Raw genomic sequence first — 20,741 nt, 5'->3', positions numbered from 1 at the left:
TAATATTCTTTCATATTAGTACATCATTTGTTCCTCGAATTTCGAGATATGAACCAAAATAATGATGAAATCTTGTAGCATGAAACTGGATGCTTAAATAATTGCTGACTGTATAATACTAAAGGGCAGGTTCATAATTTTTTTTATATTTGATAATAAATTAAGAAAATGAGCGAAAAAACTAAACCGTATACCTTAATAACCGGAGCAAGTAAAGGAATAGGAAAATCTATCGCTTATGAATTGGCCAAACAAGGTTATCCACTGCTGCTTATTGCAAGAAGTGAGGAGGAATTAAAAGCATTATCTGATGATCTTCAAACTGAATACGCTATTAGTACAGCTATTTTAGCGATTGATCTTTCCATTAATGATGCATCACAAAGAGTAAGTGATTGGATAAAAGTGAATAATTATCCAGTCGGTATTTTGATTAATAATGCAGGTTATGGTGTGTGGGGCGATTTTAGTCGATCTTCTTTAACAGATCAGCTTGGCATGATGCAGCTTAACATGAATGTCGTTGTAGAACTTTCACATTTATTAATACCCATACTGTCACAAGAAAAACAAGCCTACATTCTAAATATATCTAGTACGGCTGCTTATCAGGCCGTACCAACGCTGGCTGTTTATTCGGCTGCAAAGGCTTTCGTTTTATCTTTTACACGTGCCTTGCGTTTCGAACTTTCACAAACTTCAATTTCAGTAACTTGTTTTAGTCCAGGTCCGGTTGATACTGGTTTTGCTGCAAGAGCTGGTTTAACCGCTCTAAATAAGATGGCTGAAAAGTTTAATATGCAGCCTAATGAAGTGGCAAAAATGGCAGTAAAAGCGATGTTCAGTAAAAAATCAGAAGTTATTCCGGGTCTTACAAATATCATTTCGGTTTATGCTAACCGTATACTGCCAAAGGCTTTTATAGAAAAAACGGCCGCGGGAATTTACAAAATTTAATTTTTTCGAAAAAAAAATCAAAAAAAATCTTGGCAAATAAGAAATTATATTACATTTGTATAAATATCTACTAATTCCATAGAGTATGTCTAATAAAAGAAATATGTTTAATTTTTTTAAAGGTCGAATGCAAGCAAACATGCGAATGTGCTGTTGTTGCTGCTGTTAAACTTTTAGATAAATTACAAACATTATTATTTCATTTATTAAATCTATATTATCATGGTATCTTCATATAAAACCTTTACACTTACTAATCAATTAACTAACGAGCAAATTGCTTTTTTTAATGAACATGGCTTCATCCATTTCAAAAAATTTATAAATCCTGAAACGGTTTCATCAATTATTGATGCCTCCAAACAAGTGGAGCAAAAATGGATTGAAAACGACCTTGAAAAAGTAAACGGTGTTCCTATTAAATATGGAAAAGATTTAGATGGTTCTCCAATTGTTCAGCGTTTTGCTTTTATCAATCAACATCATCAAGCCCTAAGCGGTCTTTTACTGGATCCAAGATTTAATGGTTTACTGCCATTGGCAGGAGATGGTGCAAGATTAGGAACTGAAGAAAAAGACGGAATGGTTTTCAATCATTATATCAACGGGCCAGAAAGTAAATTTACTAAAATGGGTTGGCATACAGATGGTTTGAGAGATATTTTCTATGGAGGAAAATTAAACCCCATGTTGAATGTGGGGATTCACTTAAGCACTTTAAAACCCGAAAACGGTGGTCTTAAAATCATTCCGGGGACTCACAAGCAAAGTATTTATCAAATGCTTTTTCGTAAAAAATACTTTTTAGATAACAAACCTGATCCACAGGAAGTTTCTATCAATCCAGAAGCTGGAGATTTAACGATTCATGATGGTCGTTTATGGCATAGAGTTGCAGAATCATCTATTCGTGGCGAAGAAAGCAGAAGAAGGGTTATTTACATTCCAATTATTGCAGGAAAATATGCTCCTAAAAATGAGAACAGCCCAACGGTTTTCTATCAACGTTTTGCGGGAATTGTTAAGTAGTATGCTGTTTATTATCGCATTTAGTTATCTGGTTAGATCAGGTAAACTAAAAAGAACCACTGATTTTTTTAAAAATACGCGTAGAAAAATAAAACTAAAAATCATAAGACTAGAATTGGTTTAGTATCAGGCTTATAAATATTAGCTATTAATGGGAAAAGAAAAAGATGGTGAAGATTATACCACAATCGCGGAACGAACATTTTCAGACCGCAAACGAACTAATATTTTAAAAAGAGCAGAGCAGTCAACAATTGTATTTTTGCTTCCAAAAGTGCCAAAATTCATTTCGCCCAATGCACTCACTTTAATTGGTTCAATTGGTTCTGGGTTCGTTTTTTTAGCTTTTCTTTTAGGTACTTATTTAGCAAAGTGGTATTTGCTTTTTGGAATTATTGGTTTAGTAATAAATTGGTTAGGTGATTCTTTAGATGGAAGATTGGCTTACTACAGAAATACTCCACGCCGCTGGTATGGTTTTGCACTTGATATTATTGCCGATTGGATTGGCATTGTACTTATAGGCTTTGGCTACTATATTTATGCTAAAAATGGCACACAAATAGTAGCCTTTGCTTTTGTGGCTTTGTATGGCTGGTCAATCATAATCAGCCAGTTGCGCTACAAAATCACAAATGAATATAGTATAGATTCCGGCTTTGTCGGTCCCACAGAACTTCGATTTATTATTGCCTTTATTTTACTTATAGAAGTGTTATTTCAGGGATCAATTACGTACTTGGCTGGTTTGATCACTACAGTATTGCTTTTAATTAATATTGTTGATAGCATAAAACTTTTAAAACTCGGTGATTTAAAGGATAAAAACCAAGTCTGATATGTTCAAGAAAAAATCTATTTTTATTTTTCTACAAGCACAAGTTGCGGCATTTTTAGGCGGCATTACCGATTATGGGTTAATGATTTTATTAACAGAAGTATATAAACTTCATTTTACTTTTTCTATTCTAATCTCTGGAACTGTTGGAGCTATTATCAATTTCAGTATCAATAGATTTTGGGTTTTTAAAAATCAATGTGGTTATAGCAGTCCTATTAATAATCAGCTTTTTAAATTTGCGTTGGTAGTATTGGGAAGTATATCTTTAAAATCTTTTGGTACCCTTATTCTGCAAAAAGTATTTCAAATCGATTATAGAATTGGAAGATTAATCACGGACAGTTTTGTTTCCTATGGATTTAATTATCCACTGATTAAATATTGGGTTTTTAAGGCAAAAGAAAAACAGAATGTAATCGAATCAAATTAGTAAATAGGTATTTTAGTTAATTTTGCTAACTCTTATTAAATAACATTATAATTAGCAGCAGTAAAATATTACCGTTGGTTTTTTCGCGTATAAAAGCATAAGACCTTTTCATTTGAGTTTTTACGGTATTTATTGATATATTATATGTTTCTGCAATTTCAGAATAGCTGAGATCGTTCACGACGTGAGAAATAAAAATATTTCTTCGCGCTTCAGGAAGTGACTCCAACAGCTTAAGTACTGCCGCAATTTTGCTGTCGTCCTTTTTTTCAAGATTTATAATTTCTTCATATTCAGGGATGGATAAGTGGTTTTTTTCCACATCCATTCTTTTTATTTTTTCTACATATTGAAGACTTAAATTTTTGACAGCCTTAGCCCCATAAGCCTTAAAGGATAAGTTAATGTTTGTACTCTGATGCTTATTCCAAAAGTAAATAAAAAAATCCTGAACAATATCCTTGGCAGCTTCTCTATCCTTTGTAATCTGGAAAGAAACCAAGCATAAAAAAGCAAAATTTTCTTTGTATAAAGTCTCTATTTCTTCTAATTGTCTCACAGACAAATTTCTTATATTTTTATTAAAGCTACTATTTTATTGCATAGTTAGTAAAAAATAGATTAAAAAAAAACACTATCTAAAAAAAATATTTTAAAATACTGTCACCCTAAACTTTGTTTTTGATAACATAACTATAACAATTGAATAATTATCAAAAAACATAAAAAGAATATGGGGATTTCATCAAACGTAATTACAATTCTTCGAAAGATAAATTCTGATGGAAGTTTAAATATTGAAAAGTTCAAGGAATTAAGCCCCGAAGAACAGGAACTTATTAATAAACTATATGAAGATGGATTGATTGATGAGGCTTTGAAATTTATCGATTCAATGGATGTAGATCAAAATTGGGAGGAATTACAAGCCGTACTAAAACAGCAAAGCCCTGCACCAGTTATACCATTATGGAAAAAAGCCTTAAAGTATGCTGCCGTTTTTATTATTCTTACTGGGATTTTTTTTATAGTGCAGCGCAGTAGTGTAAATAATCCTCAAGTTAAATTAGCAGAAGATCAGGTACAATTAGTTTTAGAAAATGGAGACATTCAAATTCTTAATGAGGATGGTTCGGGCGAAATTGTGTCGAATAGCGGTCAGGTCTTAGGTACTCAAAAAGGAAGCGAATTAAAGTACAAGTCTGCTAATGGTATCCAAAAGACAGTATATAATCAGATCAGGATTCCTAATGGAAAGACATTTAATTTAACCTTGTCTGATGGAACCCATGTTTATCTTAATTCAGGAAGTACGCTGCGATTTCCTGTAAATTTTATTAAAGGCATGAAAAGAGAAGTTTACCTAGAAGGAGAAGCCTTTTTTGAGGTAAGCAAAGACAAAATGCATCCCTTTATTGTTAATGCTAATGCAATTAATGTGAAAGTTTTAGGAACGAAATTTAATGTTTCTTCTTATGCAGAAGACAAACACGTAAGTACAGTATTAGTAGAGGGGTCAGTGAGTTTGAATAATGATGCAAAGCCAGACGAAAAAACAATTCTTATTCCGGGTTACAAAGGTGCCTGGACTAAAAACAGCGATAAGATTTTATTAGAAAAAGTAGACACAAGACTGTATACGAACTGGATGAAAGGTGAATTAGTCTTTAAAAACACAGCTTTTGCGGCTATTATAAAAAAATTGGAGCGTACCTATAATGTAACGATTAAAAATTATGACGAAGAATTAAATGAGATTGAAATTAATGCCTCTTTTAACAAAAACATAGAAAATATCAATGCGGTAATGAACTCACTTAGTACGGTTCGTTCTTTTAATTATAAAATAAATGAAGACAAATCAATAATAATTACTAAAAAACAGCCTATGAAATAAGTAAATGATAACTGATGACACTTCAAAAAAAAACCGGAAAATAGGTTCAGTATTTCCCGATTTATAAGTGAATCAAACGACGTATAGAAATTAATCATTCAAAACAACTTTAACAAAATTATGAAAAAAATAATTCTGAAGAAATTTGCATGCCCATATTTTCCTAAAATTAGTTTAAAAATGAAACTCTCGACCATCTTATTATTTGTTTCTTTATTTAAAATTCAAGCCCATACTTACTCTCAAAACACTAAGATTACATTACATGTGAAAGAAGCTGCTATTGGACAGATTTTTAATAAGATAGAAACTATTTCCGAATTTAGATTTTTATTCGAAAGTGGTAAAATAGATGTAAATCGAAAGATTACTTTAGATGTAAATAAAAAAAATATTTCCGAAGTTTTACAAATACTATTTAATGGTACCGATGTAGTATATAAAATTAACGACCGTCAGATTTTATTAACGGTCAAACCGAAAGTTTCTGCTGTAAATAAAGAATCCAAAGCCGTAATCGTAAAACCGGACCAGATTTTAGAGATAAGCGGAATTGTCTCAGACCAAAATAAGGTACCGCTTCCAGGGGTAAATGTCGTTGTTAAAGGAACAACAAATGGTACTCAGACCGATATGGATGGTAAATTTACTATTAAAGGAGTTGAAGAAAACAGCATTTTAGTATTTTCTTATCTGGGCTTTATTACTCAAGAAGCAGCAGTGAAAAATACGACAACAATCAATGTTACATTATTAGAAGATGTTGCTCAGCTAAACGAAGTAGTTTTAGTAGGATATGGTTCTGTTAAAAAGAAAGATGTCACTGGAGCTGTGGCGACTATAGGCAATAAGGAGTTAAATCGAGTGGGTGCCACAAGTCCTATGCAGGCATTGCAAACCAATGCCGCTGGGGTAAATATCTCTCAAAAATCAGGTTCGGTAGGAAGTGACTTTAATATTCAGATTCGTGGAGCTAATTCACTAACGGGCGGGACACCGCTTTATGTGGTTGACGGAGTAATGACGGATAATATCAATTTCTTAAATCCCAACGATATTCAGCGAATAGATATTCTTAAAGATGCATCTTCAACAGCTATATATGGTTCCCGTGGTTCTAATGGGGTTGTAATAGTGACAACATATTCAGGAGAAGGCATGAAAAGTAAAAAGTCAAGTATTACGTATTCAGGTTATGTGGGGGTTCGTGCTATCACTAACATGCCAGACTTTCTTAATAGTTATGATGAAAGTGTTGCATGGACAAGAGACAGGCAAGTAGCGAGGGATTTAGTGCAGGCAAATCCTATTATAGATTCACCTACATACGGATTTCCGACTGTCATCAATGAAGATGGTACAAATTATTGGGAGGAAGCCTTAGAGAATAGAAGAGGAACAGACTGGCTTGGCGACTTCCTTAAATCGAGCATACAGCAAAATCATTTTATATCTGCCAATGGAAGTAATGAAACCACAAGTTATGTAATTGGATTTGGATATCAAGGCGATAATGGAAATGCTGAAGGACAATCGTATGAAAAGTATAACTTTAAAGCTAGCATAGATGCCAGCCCTGGTGATAAATTTTCAATTGGAGCTAATATTAATTTAGCTTATTCAGATCGTGAACTTGTTTCCAGACAAGGATATACACAGCAGTTATTTAGAATGCCGTCTTATGCGCCCGCAAAAGATGCTGCAGGTAACACCGTTCAATCTCCTATGATTGGAATTTCGAGTAATGTGAATCCGTATGCTTTTCTAGAATCAAATTCTAAATATAATGTGGAACAATTTAATATTTTATCTAATTTTTACTTAGGATATAAACCCGCTAAATGGATTAGTTTAAAATCTACTTTTTCACCTAGTGCTGTTTTTTCAAGAACAGGAGAGTATTTAGACAGATTCGCATCACGCTCTATATCAGTAGCCAGAATGTGGAACGATAACAGACTTTCCTATGTATGGGATAATCAGTTGAATATTAATAAAGAAATAGGCAGACACTCTATTTCATACGATTTTATACAATCATCTCAATTCGACCGTTTAGAGTCAACTTATGTATTTGGCAGGGATGTTCCTTTTCAATCACTTTGGTATAATGTGCAGAGTGCACCGCAAAGAGATGCCACTTCTGGATTTAGCAAAAGTACCTTGCTTTCCTTTACCAATAGATTCAATTATTCATTCAATGATAAATATTTGGTTACAGCCACCATTAGATGGGATGGTTCTTCTAAACTTTCTCCTGGCAACAAATGGGCTTCATTTCCCTCAGGAGCTGTAGCATGGAAATTAAAAGAGGAATCATTTCTAAAAGATGTTTCTCAAATAGATAATTTGAAATTACGTGTAAGTTTTGGTTATACCGGCAATAATAATATTGCTCCATATTCTTCACAGTCAGCCTTAAACTCGCAAACTTATTACGATTGGGACGGCACATCAGCTAATGGTTTTCTGCCGGCTACACTTTCGAATTCTAAATTAACTTGGGAACGCACAAGAGAATGGAATTTCGGAACTGATTTTGGTTTCTTTGGAAATCGAATTACAGGGGAGATTAATTATTATGACCGTCTTTCAGAAGATTTATTAATGAACCGCAAGCTGGCTACACCAACAGGCTGGGCAAATATGATTGACAATGTAGGTTCTGTAAGCAATCGAGGAGTTGAAATTCAGCTTAAAACAATAAATATAGATAATGCTGATTTTAAATGGGAAACGAGTTTTATATTTTCCAGCAATAAAAACAAGATTGTTGAACTTTATGGCGCCAAAAAAGACGATGTTGCTAACAGATGGTTTATTGGCCAGCCTGTAAATGTCGTTTACGCAATGGTTTTTGATGGTATTTGGCAAAAAGATGAGCTGGCGCCGGCAGATCAGCGAGCTTTGGAAGGAACAGCAAAAGTAAAAGATTTAAATGGCGATGGTAAAATTGATATTGATCATGATATGAAAGTTTTAGGATCTCCTACGCCTGACTGGATTGGGACTTTTTCTACCACTTTTACCTATAAGAACTGGGATCTAACTGGTGTCGTATTTACCAAACAAGGTTCCTATGTATTTAGTCCTTTCCATAAAGAGTTTACAGATTTTAACAGTAAAGTCATTTTGGATGTGCCTTATTATGTGAGAGAAAATCCTATAACACCTGCCAGAAGCTCCAATACATATCCTCAAGCTACCTTTACTGGGCAGTATTGGGGTGAAAGTGCCGAAGCATATGGCTACCCAGGATTTAATAAAGACGTATCGTTTGTTCGAATTCAGAATATTACATTAGGATATAATTTTAGTACTAATGTCTTGTCTAAAATGGGGTTGTCATCCATGAGAGTATATGCGAATGTTTTAAATCCTTTCACATTTACTAAATATGATGGATTTGATCCTGAGTGGGCTGGTGCAGAAATGTCTGGTGTAGATGCCACAAATACTGCTTATGTAATCTATCAGCTTGGTGTTAACCTTAAATTTTAATAAGATGAAAAATATAAAAATAGCAATACTTCTTTTAACGCTCATATGTACAGGTTGTTCAGATTATTTAGAAGAAGATAACCTTGGTAATACTACTGCGGAAAATTATTATACCACAGAAGAAGGATATGAAGGATTGGTTAACGCAGCTTATGCGTCGTTACGTAAAATATATCAGCCCACTCCATATATATTTTGTGCAGGGACAGATCTATTTTTTAATGCTCATGAAGAGGTTCCGGCAGGACTGGCTTCTTATCAGAACTTGACACCGGGAACAACAGAAGTAGATGTGTTTTTTAGCTCTTTGTACCAGAGTATCCAAAAAACCAATATGGGATTGGCTTATGCTGAAAGGACAGAAGATTTTAGTGCCTTAAAATCTAGAATTGCGGAGTTAAAAACAATTAGAGCCTATTATTATTTTCTGTTAGTTCAAAATTTCGGAGATGTAACTTTGGTAAAAGACCTGATAAGTGAACCAATAACCCACTTTGAAAGAACTCCTGCAAAAGATGTTTATCAGTTTATTATTGATGAATTAAAACAAGCTATAGTCGATTTACCTGCAACTCAATCTGATTTTGGACGAGTAACGCAGCGTGCCGCGCAGCATATACTGGCTAAAGTATATTTGACTCGTGGATACGAGCCGTTTGCGGCAGCTTCGGACTTTACTGATGCTGCAGTGCTTGCAGATGCTGCAATAGGAAGTCAAGGACTAAATTTAACATTTGAAAAATTATTCGAATATAACAAAGATAAAAACGAAGAGGTTTTATGGTCAATTCAGTATTCGCCGGAATCTACCCAAAGCGGAGGACTGTCTCATAATTGGGATTATCCATGGGGACCATTAGTGCAGGGAGCGAACGATGGAGTTGTAAAGAAAAGCACGCTCCATCCAACCCAGTATTTATTGACATTGTTTGAAGATGAGGATACTAGATTTGAAGGAACATTTTTAAATATTAAAACTACACCTTATTCGGGCTGGAGATTAAACCCGGCAAATACTCCTGTTGCTTACTATTACCCTAGGACAGCAGCCCAAATTGCTGATGTGCCGGTTTGGAGAGCAGCAGATCCTATCAACCGTGCGAAAACTATAATATCGCCAATTTCAGACCATTGGTGGGATCGTTTGAATACTACAGATTATCCTGCACTCAAAAAATATGATCGGGTACAAACATCGACTCCTTCTATTCAATACACTCATGATTTGTATTTGGCAAGATTAGGAGAAACTTACTTAATTGCTGCTGAAGCCTATTTTAAATCAGGAAATACAGCGAGCGCCCTGTCGCGTGTTAATGTGGTACGCCAGCGAGCGGGTGCTTCTCTAAAGGCAGACGTGGACTTAGATTTTATTTTAGAGGAAAGAGCCAGAGAATTGGCTGGTGAAGGTTTTAGATGGCTTGATTTGAAACGCACTGGAAAACTTATGGAGTATACGAAAGTAAGAAATCCAGACATTAAGGCACTTTTTGACAGCGGTATTGATCCATTTTTAGGAAATGGAGGAAATTATAAAATTTTACGTCCAATTCCATTGTCAGCTATATCATTGGATTCTGGAGAGTATGCGCAAAACCCTGCGTATTAAAATAGTTAGGTTAGTTAATTTTTGTTGCATAATGCCCATATACTCACACGTTGATGTATGTGGGTTTATGTTTACTTTTTTTATCTCACAAAACGATTCCTTTGAGCCATATTGGTCATGTAATTATAAAAAAAATGCCATAATCCAAAAATTTACTGCTCTCATTAAATCCAAACCATCTACACAATAATTCGAATGTAACAAACATTTGCCAAATGGCGTAAATGAATTGAAAAACGTTCAATACTAAAAATAGAAAGAAAAAATTAGGTATTGCCTTAATTGGTAATCGATAAACTTTAAGAAAAATTATGCAGAATATTTTAGAAAAAATTATTTTTAAGCGCACCATTCTTGCGGCTTGCTTTTGTGTTTTTTCATCAGCGTATGCGCAGTATCCTGAAATTCCGAAACCGCTTCAAGATAAAACAGATGCTGTTTTAGCAAGCGAAGAAAAAAGATTGGACGAAATATGGAATACTAATTACCACATTATAAAAGAACAAGCGAAACAAGGACGTCCTTACGTTCCTTGGGCTTCCTATCCTAAAGATCTGGTGCAGGCAGACATTCCAGCTTTTCCAGGTGCCGAAGGCGGAGGTGCTTTTACCCAAGGGGGCAGAGGCGGTAAAATATTTATAGTGAATAGTTTAGAAGATAGCGGAAAAGGGACTTTTAGAGAGGCCTGTGAAGCAGTGGGAGCAAGAACCATTGTATTTAATGTTTCGGGAATCATTAAATTAAAAAAGCCTATCAGTATGCGTGCACCTTACGTAACCATTGCCGGGCAGACAGCTCCGGGTGACGGCATCTGCATAGCGGGAGAGACTTTAGAAATAAATACTCATGATGTCATCATCAGGCACATGCGTTTTAGACGTGGAGCTACAGACGTTACTCGAAGAGATGATGCTCTTGGCGGCAATGTTATAGGAAATGTTATTATAGACCACTGCTCGGTAAGCTGGGGACTAGATGAAAATATTTCGCTTTACAGACACCTTTTTCAGCTTAATAAAAAAGCCGCAGCAGAAAAACTGCCAGCCTGTAATGTCACTATTCAGAATACAATTTCAGCTGAGGGATTAGATGTTTACAATCATGCTTTCGGAAGTACAATTGGAGGATTAAACAGTACTTTTTTAAGAAATTTATGGGCGGACAATATTTCGAGAAATGCTTCAATCGGGATGTATGGCGACTTTAATTTTGTAAATAATGTGGTGTTCAATTGGTGGAATCGATCTCTGGATGGCGGAGACCATCGCTCATTATTCAATATTATTAATAATTATTTTAAACCGGGACCAATCACTCCAACAGATCAGCCGATTCGATATAGGATCTTAAAACCAGAATCGCGCTATATGGAACCTAAAACTTTTGGCAGAGCGTATGTTGATGGAAATTATATAGTGGGAGCCCCAGAAGTGACTGCTGATAACTGGAATGGGGGAGTTCAATTGGAAGAACTTTCATTAGAAGAATCTAAAGATGACTTAGATTACATTAAACAGAGTAGACCATTTTCAATGCCTCATGTTACAATTATGACGGCTGAACAAGCATATGAATTTGTATTAAATAATGTGGGAGCAACACTGCCTAAGAGAGATGCCGTTGATGAACGCGTTATCAATCAAGTCCGCACCGGAAAAATTGATGCTAAAGACGGTTTGGAAAATGCAATCGGTGCAGAATTTATAAAAAGAAGACTTCCAGCCGACTCATATAAAAAAGGAATTATAACTAGTCCAGATCAAGTAGGAGGTTACCCTCACTACAAAGGTAAAGCATACAAAGATTCGGATAATGATGGAATTTCTGATGCTTGGGAAATAAAATATGGTCTAAATCACAAGGACGCTTCTGATGCGAACAAAGATTTGAATAATGACGGTTACACTAATATTGAAAAGTATTTTAACGGTATCGACCCAACACAAAAAACAGATTGGACTAAAGTAGATAATAACACTGATACATTAGCGAAGCTAAAAAGATTACTTCAGTAGTTTTTAAATTAAAATGCGCCAATTGGAGACAATGGGCGCATTTTTTAATGCCTTCGAAAGATATTAAAAGTCGTAAAACTTTTGAGCAACCTGATGCTCGTCTGAGAACCATTATTGAAGCTTCTAAACTGGTAGATCGATCTTGCGATTAAAGCAAGAAAGCTTAGCTAAAAATTTCCTGTTTAGTAATAAGTAGATTCTAAATATGGATCATAGATATCGGCATCCCATTGGTTGTCATTAAATTGATCTGTAAGATCATCTTCAGAATCCAAATCAATTAAACTTTCGTTTTCACTACAGTTATAGGCTGTATCCAAAAACTCACAGTCAAAGTCTGGTTCATCATCAGATTTACTATATAGGTCTGTTAAAAGATTTTCATTTTGCGTTTGAAGATGAAATGCTCCATCTGCGAAATTGGTGCCAGATTCAATTTTATTTTTTTTAGCTGATTTGAAAACTGGACTATTGATTGCTGCTAATTTCATAATTTAATTAACGTGTATTTGTATAAACTTATTTCTTTTTTCTTGAACCAAAAGTAGCGCTTGGTTCCACGTTTTAAATTATACAATTTTGCTGCAGTGTTATATAATTTAGAATTATTCGAGCCGTTTTAATCTATAATCAGATACTTAGCTGTATTTTTTAAGTTTTTAGGTTTTGTATATTATATGTTTTCTGTAGTTATTTAAAAAGGATATCCAATTTCCCAAATATGCCCAAAAGGATCTTTTAGTTTACCTATTCTCCAGTCTTCTTCGGTTGTTATGGGACAAATTTCTGATGCCCCAAATTTTAGTGCACTTTCAAATATTTTATCTGCATTTTTAGTCTCTAAAATTATTCTAATTGGATTATTGGATGTCTGGCTGGCAGTTTGAGTTCCATCACATGGTTCTTCGTCGCTGAGATAAAATTCAGCATCTTCAATTGTTATTACTGATGAGGTTTTATTGTTTTCAAGCAAATATCTTTTTGATTCAACAGCTCCAAAGGCATTGACGTAAAAATCAACTGCTTTTATTGCATTGTTTACAGTAAGAAAAGGTTTGATAGTAGTTTTGATTTTTGTCATTTTAAATGAGAATTAAATGATTTAATATTATCACAGACTATAAAAATAAAAAATACTGCTTTATAACTGACATCGCTAGAACAAAATAAGCGTCTTTCATTTTTCAATTAAAGTATCGATTGTAAGTTATTACAAAGTTTTTCCTAGTTATTACAAATTACTATTATCAACTTTGATGTAGTTTTAATTTGTTATAAAATTGTATTGAATTTAAAGGCAATAAGTCCTTACTGCAGCACTTTTTTGCTAAAAAAAAATAATGGGGAAATGAAATACAGAAATATATTACTAGTCAACGATACAAATGATGATGCAGAGATTTTTGTATTAGTCTTGAATGCAATTAGTGACAAAATTCGATCATCAGTAGAAAGCAGTGCACTTGAAGCGCTAAAAAAGCTTCAGGATTCAAAACTGGCGCCAGATATCATTTTTTTAGATTACAACATGCCATATCTCGATGGCAGCGGATTTCTTAAATTACTTAGAGATATTAAAGGTCTAAAAAGAATTCCAGTTGTGCTTTATTCCAGAGATTCAGGACTTATGATAGAGGAAGCAATGACCAAATTTAATGGAGTGCAGTTTTTGAAGAAACGTACAAATTTTAGAAAACTTTTTAAGTCGCTGCAAAATATAATCATATCTGAAAAGCCTGAGGAAAAGTTTAGTTTCTAAATTGTTTAGTTGAAGATTATAATTCAATTTAGTTATTTTAAGATTGAACTTTTTTCTCACAGGTTAGAAAATTTGCACAATAATTTCATTTTTTAATTTATTCTGTTTTAATTTGATATTCCGACGAATATTGTTATAAGATATGCAAGATCGTAAATCTTAACCCTAATCCTGATTTCAATTTTAATGATTTTTTTTAGTAATGTCTTATAGCAAAGAAAATTTCCCCAAAATATCTTCTGAACGCAATCTAGCGGCAACGGTATTAGTTTTCACGATGTTTGGAATTTTGTTTTTTGCAATGCTAGCATTATTTATTGGAATTCCTTTAAGTATTCAGATGGAGCATAATAGCATTATATCTAATGGTGAAATGATCTTCAACCTAATATATTTCCCAATTTTACTTTGGGGTCTTTGGGCTCTTTATAAGAGTTACAATCGTCAAAAGCTAAAAAAGATAATCCTTATTTCTGTCGATCAGTATGGTATACATTATCACCAGTACGACGGCATTATCAATAGTATTTTGTATAAAGAGCTCGAACATAGTACGGAGCATTATGTAAGTGATATCGATAGGAAAATCGGAACAAAATATTCTCCGGGATATATTTTCGGTTTTAAAGATGGTAAACAAATTCCTATTCATTTTTCTAAAGCAGATAATGGGATGACTTATATCCCAAAAAACAAATACGATTTAATTGGTCATTTTCTGAATGGCGTTACGCTGTTTTGCCCGCAAATTAAAATTTCTCAGGCGGTGTATGCTGACTATTTTATAAATCCCGACACTTTCGAATTCAATAAAAAAGCGCAAATAATTACCTATTTATTAGTTCTTCTATTTGTTTTAATAATCCTAATTGCAGTAGATTTATTTACAAAATATACTAGTGGCTTTTCTATATTATTTTAAATAAAGGATTTAGGATTCAGTATCATCTAATTAATAATCCGAGAATAACTGTATGCTGATATTAAATGGAGCAATTTCTAATAGTGCAATCATTAAGTTTATCACAAATTAATATTCTCTGTTCGAATTATGTCTTTATTAAAATTGAGCAATCGCTTTTGCAGAACTGTCTCGTGAGTATTTTTTGAAGTTATTTATATAGGATGTTTGTTTACTATAAGGTTTGTCAGATGTAGAATTTCTCTGGTAATTTGTCTTAAAATTTTAGTGTTACTTTTAATATGCCCGTGAGAATTCAATAAAACTCTTCTATTTTTTTTGCTTAAAAACCTATTTGAAAGAAAAGTAGTACGTAAAACCTTAAAGATTTTATATCTTAACTTTAATGTTATCAGAAAGTTAAGAAAAAATTTAAAAAAAAGATGAAAAAATATCATCAAAAAGTATTGTAAATGCTGGTAAAGTAACTACTTTTGCACCCGCTTTGAGAAACAAGCGGAATAGAAAAGAAGACACGTTCGTAGACATATTGAATTGACAGCCGTTTTAACAGAGATGTTAGAACAGAAGAATAAGAGTAATAGAATTGCAAGATTCGAAAAGAACCGATAGATATTCACCGATATATAATATTAAAATATACGATGAAGAGTTTGATCCTGGCTCAGGATGAACGCTAGCGGCAGGCTTAACACATGCAAGTCGAGGGGTATATTTCTTCGGAGATAGAGACCGGCGCACGGGTGCGTAACGCGTATGCAATCTGCCTTTCACAGAGGGATAGCCCAGAGAAATTTGGATTAATACCTCATAGTATAATCAAACCGCATGGTTTAATTATTAAAGTCACAACGGTGAAAGATGAGCATGCGTCCCATTAGCTGGTTGGTAAGGTAACGGCTTACCAAGGCAACGATGGGTAGGGGTCCTGAGAGGGAGATCCCCCACACTGGTACTGAGACACGGACCAGACTCCTACGGGAGGCAGCAGTGAGGAATATTGGACAATGGGCGCAAGCCTGATCCAGCCATGCCGCGTGCAGGATGACGGTCCTATGGATTGTAAACTGCTTTTGTACGAGAAGAAACACTCCTATGTATAGGAGCTTGACGGTATCGTAAGAATAAGGATCGGCTAACTCCGTGCCAGCAGCCGCGGTAATACGGAGGATCCAAGCGTTATCCGGAATCATTGGGTTTAAAGGGTCCGTAGGCGGTTTAGTAAGTCAGTGGTGAAAGCCCATCGCTCAACGGTGGAACGGCCATTGATACTGCTGAACTTGAATTATTAGGAAGTAACTAGAATATGTAGTGTAGCGGTGAAATGCTTAGAGATTACATGGAATACCAATTGCGAAGGCAGGTTACTACTAATGGATTGACGCTGATGGACGAAAGCGTGGGTAGCGAACAGGATTAGATACCCTGGTAGTCCACGCCGTAAACGATGGATACTAGCTGTTGGGAGCAATTTCAGTGGCTAAGCGAAAGTGATAAGTATCCCACCTGGGGAGTACGTTCGCAAGAATGAAACTCAAAGGAATTGACGGGGGCCCGCACAAGCGGTGGAGCATGTGGTTTAATTCGATGATACGCGAGGAACCTTACCAAGGCTTAAATGTAGATTGACCGTTTTGGAAACAGAACTTTCGCAAGACAATTTACAAGGTGCTGCATGGTTGTCGTCAGCTCGTGCCGTGAGGTGTCAGGTTAAGTCCTATAACGAGCGCAACCCCTGTTGTTAGTTGCCAGCGAGTCAAGTCGGGAACTCTAACAAGACTGCCAGTGCAAACTGTGAGGAAGGTGGGGATGACGTCAAATCATCACGGCCCTTACGCCTTGGGCTACACACGTGCTACAATGGCCGGTACAGAGAGCAGCCACTGGGTGACCAGGAGCGAATCTACAAAGCCGGTCACAGTTCGGATCGGAGTCTGCAACTCGACTCCGTGAAGCTGGAATCGCTAGTAATCGGATATCAGCCATGATCCGGTGAATACGTTCCCGGGCCTTGTACACACCGCCCGTCAAGCCATGGAAGCTGGGGGTGCCTGAAGTCGGTGACCGCAAGGAGCTGCCTAGGGTAAAACTGGTAACTAGGGCTAAGTCGTAACAAGGTAGCCGTACCGGAAGGTGCGGCTGGAACACCTCCTTTCTAGAGCCTGAGTGTTAGTGCCTGCACACGCTTAGGAAAAAAGGTTTTTATTTAAAGGAATCTGAATTGGAGATTGTATTACTCTTGCTGTTAATTTAAAAGAAATGAAAATTAAGTAAAACAGAGTCTCGTAGCTCAGCTGGTTAGAGTACTACACTGATAATGTAGGGGTCGGCAGTTCGAGTCTGCCCGGGACTACTTTTTAAAATGATGCTTGTAAATTATGAATTGTAAATTACAAAAGCAGAAAAAAAAGACTGTAAGCTTGATTAAAGGAAATTCTGGAAGCTGGGATTCACCAAAGGAAATTAGAGAAGAATTAAGAAATCTAAAATCTGAATTCTAAAATCTAAGATTTAAAATGGGGGATTAGCTCAGCTGGCTAGAGCGCCTGCCTTGCACGCAGGAGGTCAACGGTTCGACTCCGTTATTCTCCACAAAAGCGAAAGCTTACAGCTTACAGCCTATGGCTTAAAGCGAAACAAAGTTCATTGACATATTGAGATAAGAAAATAATAAGAAAGTAGAAAGCGTTTTTTGTTAGCAATAACAAAGAACAAAAAAAACGGTCTTGTTTTAAGAAACAAGATTGGTACAATAAGCAAAATAAGGGCGTATGGGGGATGCCTAGGCTCTCAGAGGCGATGAAAGGCGTGATAAGCTGCGAAAAGCTGCGGGGACGGGCACACACCGATTGATCCGCAGATACCTGAATGGGGCAACCCGTTATGCTGAAGGCATAACACACCGATAGGTGGGCAAACCCGCTGAACTGAAACATCTAAGTAGGCGGAGGAGAAGAAAACAAAAGTGATTCCGTAAGTAGTGGCGAGCGAACGCGGATTAGCCCAAACCAGTGCTGTTACGGCAGTGCTGGGGTTGTAGGACCACGACATTTTATGTACAAGGAACCGGAAGTTGCTGGAAAGTAACGCCATAGAGGGTGAGAGCCCCGTATGGGTAACAAGTATAATAGATAGTGGTATCCTGAGTAGGGCGGGGCACGTGAAACCCTGTCTGAATTTGGCGGGACCATCCGCTAAGGCTAAATACTCCTGAGAGACCGATAGTGAACCAGTACCGTGAGGGAAAGGTGAAAAGAACCGTGAATAACGGAGTGAAATAGATCCTGAAACCATACGCTTACAAGCGGTCGGAGCCCTTTCGTGGGGTGACGGCGTGCCTTTTGCATAATGAGCCTACGAGTTAACGTTGCTGGCAAGGATAAGTGTTTAAGACATGGATCCGCAGCGAAAGCGAGTCTGAATAGGGCGCTTTAGTCAGTAGTGTTAGACGCGAAACCGTGTGATCTACCCATGGGCAGGTTGAAGCTGTGGTAACACACAGTGGAGGACCGAACCGGTTGACGTTGAAAAGTCTTCGGATGACCTGTGGGTAGGGGTGAAAGGCCAATCAAACTCGGAAATAGCTCGTACTCCCCGAAATGCATTTAGGTGCAGCGTTAGTTATAAAGTTATACAGAGGTAGAGCTACTGATTGGATGCGGGGGCTTCACCGCCTACCAATTCCTGACAAACTCCGAATGCTGTATAATGTTCACTAACAGTGAGGGCTTGGGTGCTAAGGTCCAAGTCCGAGAGGGAAAGAACCCAGACCATCAGCTAAGGTCCCCAAATATATGCTAAGTTGAAAGAACGAGGTTTGTCTGCCCAGACAGCTAGGATGTTGGCTTGGAAGCAGCCATTCATTTAAAGAGTGCGTAACAGCTCACTAGTCGAGCGGACGAGCATGGATAATAATCGGGCATAAGCATATTACCGAAGCTATGGATTTACAGTTTACTGTAAGTGGTAGGGGAGCATTCTGACAGGGCAGAAGGTGTATCGTAAGGTATGCTGGACCGGTCAGAAAAGAAAATGTAGGCATAAGTAACGATAATGCGGGCGAGAAACCCGCACACCGAAAAACTAAGGTTTCCACAGCTATGCTAATCAGCTGTGGGTTAGTCTGGTCCTAAGGCGAACCCGAAAGGGACAGTCGATGGCTAACGGGTTAATATTCCCGTACTTCTTATTGCTGTGATGGGGTGACGGAGTGATGAAAGCGCCGCGAACTGACGGAATAGTTCGTTAAAGTACCTAGCTATAGGCTCTATAGGCAAATCCGTAGAGCTTGGTGAAATACGATAGTACTCGGAGTCTTCGGACAAAGAGATAGTGCGCCTAAGGGCTTCCAAGAAAAACCTCTAAACTTCAGGCAGTAAGAACCAGTACCGTAAACCGACACAGGTAGTTGAGGAGAGAATCCTAAGGTGCTCGAGAGATTCATGGCTAAGGAATTAGGCAAAATAGACCTGTAACTTCGGGAGAAAGGTCGCCCCGAGCAATCGGGGCCGCAGTGAAGAGGTCCAGGCGACTGTTTATCAAAAACACAGGGCTCTGCAAAATCGTAAGATGAAGTATAGGGCCTGACACCTGCCCGGTGCTGGAAGGTTAAGAGGAGATGTTATCTTCGGAGAAGCATTGAATTGAAGCCCCAGTAAACGGCGGCCGTAACTATAACGGTCCTAAGGTAGCGAAATTCCTTGTCGGGTAAGTTCCGACCTGCACGAATGGTGTAACGATCTGGACACTGTCTCAGCCATGAGCTCGGTGAAATTGTAGTAACGGTGAAGATGCCGTTTACCCGCAGTGGGACGAAAAGACCCTGTGCACCTTTACTATAGCTTAGTATTGACCTTGGATAAATGATGTGTAGGATAGGTTGGAGACTATGAAGCGGCGTCGCCAGGCGTTGTGGAGTCATTGTTGAAATACAACCCTTTGTTTATCTGAGGCCTAACCCCGTTTTGCGGGGGACATTGCTTGGTGGGTAGTTTGACTGGGGTGGTCGCCTCCAAAAGAGTAACGGAGGCTTCTAAAGGTTCCCTCAGTACGCTTGGTAACCGTGCGTAGAGTGCAATGGCATAAGGGAGCTTGACTGAGAGACATACAGGTCGATCAGGTACGAAAGTAGAGCATAGTGATCCGGTGGTTCCGCATGGAAGGGCCATCGCTCAAAGGATAAAAGGTACGCCGGGGATAACAGGCTGATCTCCCCCAAGAGCTCATATCGACGGGGGGGTTTGGCACCTCGATGTCGGCTCGTCACATCCTGGGGCTGGAGAAGGTCCCAAGGGTTGGGCTGTTCGCCCATTAAAGTGGCACGCGAGCTGGGTTCAGAACGTCGTGAGACAGTTCGGTCTCTATCTACTGCGGGCGTTAGAAATTTGAGTGGATCTGATTCTAGTACGAGAGGACCGAATTGGACAAACCTCTAGTGTATCTGTTGTCCCGCCAGGGGCACCGCAGAGTAGCTACGTTTGGAAGGGATAAGCGCTGAAAGCATATAAGCGCGAAACCCACCACAAGATGAGATTTCTTTTAAGGATCGTGGAAGATGACCACGTTGATAGGCTATAGATGTAAAGGCAGTAATGTCATAGTCGAGTAGTACTAATAATCCGTAAGCTTATGTACACCCTTTTCCTCCCGCCGAAAGACGGGAGGAGGAAACTTTCTAAAATATATTTACTTTTCTTTATCTCAGTATGTTAAAATATTTGCTCGACGCAGAGCAGTAATTAGTGAAAGTAACTGGTAAAGAGTCTAAGGACTAATTACTAT

Annotated in this window: 14 protein-coding genes, 2 tRNA genes and 2 rRNA genes; 15 read left to right on the top strand and 3 right to left on the bottom strand. The window is 37.2% G+C overall.

Annotation, left to right across the window (positions count from 1 at the left end; translation table 11 throughout):
• The first annotated feature begins 168 nt into the window (after positions 1-168).
• The 4 genes from HYN86_RS16535 to HYN86_RS16520 all read left to right on the top strand — a co-directional run bounded on the left by HYN86_RS16535 (position 169) and on the right by HYN86_RS16520 (position 3,257).
• A complete protein-coding gene (locus HYN86_RS16535) occupies positions 169-957 on the top strand; it encodes an SDR family NAD(P)-dependent oxidoreductase (protein ID WP_113679038.1) in 789 nt (262 codons plus the stop codon).
• A gap of 222 nt (positions 958-1,179) precedes the next feature.
• Positions 1,180-1,986, top strand: a complete 807-nt coding sequence (locus HYN86_RS16530; RefSeq protein ID WP_113679037.1) for a phytanoyl-CoA dioxygenase family protein — start codon at positions 1,180-1,182, stop codon at positions 1,984-1,986.
• 151 nt (positions 1,987-2,137) lie between these two features.
• Positions 2,138-2,824, top strand: coding sequence for a CDP-alcohol phosphatidyltransferase family protein (locus HYN86_RS16525; protein ID WP_113679036.1), 687 nt, complete (start codon positions 2,138-2,140; stop codon positions 2,822-2,824).
• A gap of 1 nt (position 2,825) precedes the next feature.
• Positions 2,826-3,257: a GtrA family protein gene (locus tag HYN86_RS16520; RefSeq protein WP_113679035.1), complete on the top strand. Its 432-nt coding sequence runs from the start codon at positions 2,826-2,828 to the stop codon at positions 3,255-3,257.
• A gap of 25 nt (positions 3,258-3,282) precedes the next feature.
• Here the strand turns inward: HYN86_RS16520 and HYN86_RS16515 are convergent, their stop codons facing one another.
• Complete coding sequence (locus tag HYN86_RS16515) at positions 3,283-3,816, bottom strand: sigma-70 family RNA polymerase sigma factor (protein WP_162789394.1); 534 nt, start codon at positions 3,814-3,816, stop codon at positions 3,283-3,285.
• A gap of 174 nt (positions 3,817-3,990) precedes the next feature.
• Here HYN86_RS16515 and HYN86_RS16510 point away from each other — a divergent pair, with 174 nt between their 5' ends.
• The 4 genes from HYN86_RS16510 to HYN86_RS16495 all read left to right on the top strand — a co-directional run bounded on the left by HYN86_RS16510 (position 3,991) and on the right by HYN86_RS16495 (position 12,279).
• On the top strand, positions 3,991-5,154 hold the full coding sequence (locus HYN86_RS16510; protein WP_113679033.1) for a FecR family protein: 1,164 nt from the start codon (positions 3,991-3,993) through the stop codon (positions 5,152-5,154).
• A 120-nt stretch (positions 5,155-5,274) separates the two neighbouring features.
• Positions 5,275-8,655: a TonB-dependent receptor gene (locus HYN86_RS16505; protein ID WP_113679032.1), complete on the top strand. Its 3,381-nt coding sequence runs from the start codon at positions 5,275-5,277 to the stop codon at positions 8,653-8,655.
• 4 nt (positions 8,656-8,659) lie between these two features.
• Positions 8,660-10,264 (top strand): RagB/SusD family nutrient uptake outer membrane protein, encoded by a 1,605-nt coding sequence (locus tag HYN86_RS16500; RefSeq protein WP_113679031.1) that lies wholly within the window; start codon positions 8,660-8,662, stop codon positions 10,262-10,264.
• A gap of 311 nt (positions 10,265-10,575) precedes the next feature.
• The gene (locus tag HYN86_RS16495; protein ID WP_113679030.1) at positions 10,576-12,279 is read left to right on the top strand and encodes a pectate lyase family protein; all 1,704 of its coding nucleotides are present in this window, start codon (positions 10,576-10,578) and stop codon (positions 12,277-12,279) included.
• Between the two features lie 182 nt (positions 12,280-12,461).
• Here the strand turns inward: HYN86_RS16495 and HYN86_RS16490 are convergent, their stop codons facing one another.
• On the bottom strand, positions 12,462-12,770 hold the full coding sequence (locus tag HYN86_RS16490; protein ID WP_113679029.1) for a hypothetical protein: 309 nt from the start codon (positions 12,768-12,770) through the stop codon (positions 12,462-12,464).
• Between the two features lie 203 nt (positions 12,771-12,973).
• Positions 12,974-13,360 carry a VOC family protein gene (locus HYN86_RS16485; protein ID WP_113679028.1) on the bottom strand — a complete coding sequence of 129 codons (387 nt, stop codon included), beginning with the start codon at positions 13,358-13,360 and terminating at the stop codon, positions 12,974-12,976.
• Positions 13,361-13,627: 267 nt separating this feature from the next.
• On the opposite strand from HYN86_RS16485, the gene HYN86_RS16480 reads away from it, so the two are divergent.
• The 7 genes from HYN86_RS16480 to HYN86_RS16455 all read left to right on the top strand — a co-directional run bounded on the left by HYN86_RS16480 (position 13,628) and on the right by HYN86_RS16455 (position 20,594).
• Entirely contained in the window at positions 13,628-14,038 is a 411-nt protein-coding gene (locus HYN86_RS16480; RefSeq protein ID WP_113679027.1) for a response regulator, read from the top strand.
• 202 nt (positions 14,039-14,240) lie between these two features.
• Positions 14,241-14,960: a hypothetical protein gene (locus tag HYN86_RS16475; protein ID WP_113679026.1), complete on the top strand. Its 720-nt coding sequence runs from the start codon at positions 14,241-14,243 to the stop codon at positions 14,958-14,960.
• Between the two features lie 641 nt (positions 14,961-15,601).
• Positions 15,602-17,115: ribosomal RNA gene (locus HYN86_RS16470) — 16S ribosomal RNA — on the top strand.
• 124 nt (positions 17,116-17,239) lie between these two features.
• Positions 17,240-17,313, top strand: a tRNA-Ile gene (locus tag HYN86_RS16465).
• A gap of 25 nt (positions 17,314-17,338) precedes the next feature.
• Positions 17,339-17,461 carry a hypothetical protein gene (locus HYN86_RS21235; RefSeq protein WP_262512120.1) on the top strand — a complete coding sequence of 41 codons (123 nt, stop codon included), beginning with the start codon at positions 17,339-17,341 and terminating at the stop codon, positions 17,459-17,461.
• Between the two features lie 17 nt (positions 17,462-17,478).
• A tRNA-Ala gene (locus HYN86_RS16460) sits at positions 17,479-17,552 on the top strand.
• 158 nt (positions 17,553-17,710) lie between these two features.
• Positions 17,711-20,594: ribosomal RNA gene (locus HYN86_RS16455) — 23S ribosomal RNA — on the top strand.
• Together the 16S and 23S rRNA genes with 2 tRNA genes alongside form the textbook arrangement of a ribosomal RNA operon.
• Positions 20,595-20,741 lie beyond the last annotated feature (147 nt).

This window comes from Flavobacterium fluviale, assembly GCF_003312915.1.
In the GTDB taxonomy this organism is placed as follows: Bacteria; Bacteroidota; Bacteroidia; order Flavobacteriales; family Flavobacteriaceae; genus Flavobacterium; species Flavobacterium fluviale.
This window is presented reverse-complemented; position numbering and strand designations above follow the sequence as displayed.

Coding starts and splice junctions, on each gene's coding strand:
- HYN86_RS16535 (WP_113679038.1), top strand. CDS start 169: ATGAGCGAAAAAACTAAACCGTATACCTTAATAACCGGAGCAAGTAAA.
- HYN86_RS16530 (WP_113679037.1), top strand. CDS start 1,180: ATGGTATCTTCATATAAAACCTTTACACTTACTAATCAATTAACTAAC.
- HYN86_RS16525 (WP_113679036.1), top strand. CDS start 2,138: ATGGGAAAAGAAAAAGATGGTGAAGATTATACCACAATCGCGGAACGA.
- HYN86_RS16520 (WP_113679035.1), top strand. CDS start 2,826: ATGTTCAAGAAAAAATCTATTTTTATTTTTCTACAAGCACAAGTTGCG.
- HYN86_RS16510 (WP_113679033.1), top strand. CDS start 3,991: ATGGGGATTTCATCAAACGTAATTACAATTCTTCGAAAGATAAATTCT.
- HYN86_RS16505 (WP_113679032.1), top strand. CDS start 5,275: ATGAAAAAAATAATTCTGAAGAAATTTGCATGCCCATATTTTCCTAAA.
- HYN86_RS16500 (WP_113679031.1), top strand. CDS start 8,660: ATGAAAAATATAAAAATAGCAATACTTCTTTTAACGCTCATATGTACA.
- HYN86_RS16495 (WP_113679030.1), top strand. CDS start 10,576: ATGCAGAATATTTTAGAAAAAATTATTTTTAAGCGCACCATTCTTGCG.
- HYN86_RS16490 (WP_113679029.1), bottom strand. CDS start 12,770: ATGAAATTAGCAGCAATCAATAGTCCAGTTTTCAAATCAGCTAAAAAA.
- HYN86_RS16485 (WP_113679028.1), bottom strand. CDS start 13,360: ATGACAAAAATCAAAACTACTATCAAACCTTTTCTTACTGTAAACAAT.
- HYN86_RS16480 (WP_113679027.1), top strand. CDS start 13,628: ATGAAATACAGAAATATATTACTAGTCAACGATACAAATGATGATGCA.
- HYN86_RS16475 (WP_113679026.1), top strand. CDS start 14,241: ATGTCTTATAGCAAAGAAAATTTCCCCAAAATATCTTCTGAACGCAAT.
- HYN86_RS21235 (WP_262512120.1), top strand. CDS start 17,339: ATGAATTGTAAATTACAAAAGCAGAAAAAAAAGACTGTAAGCTTGATT.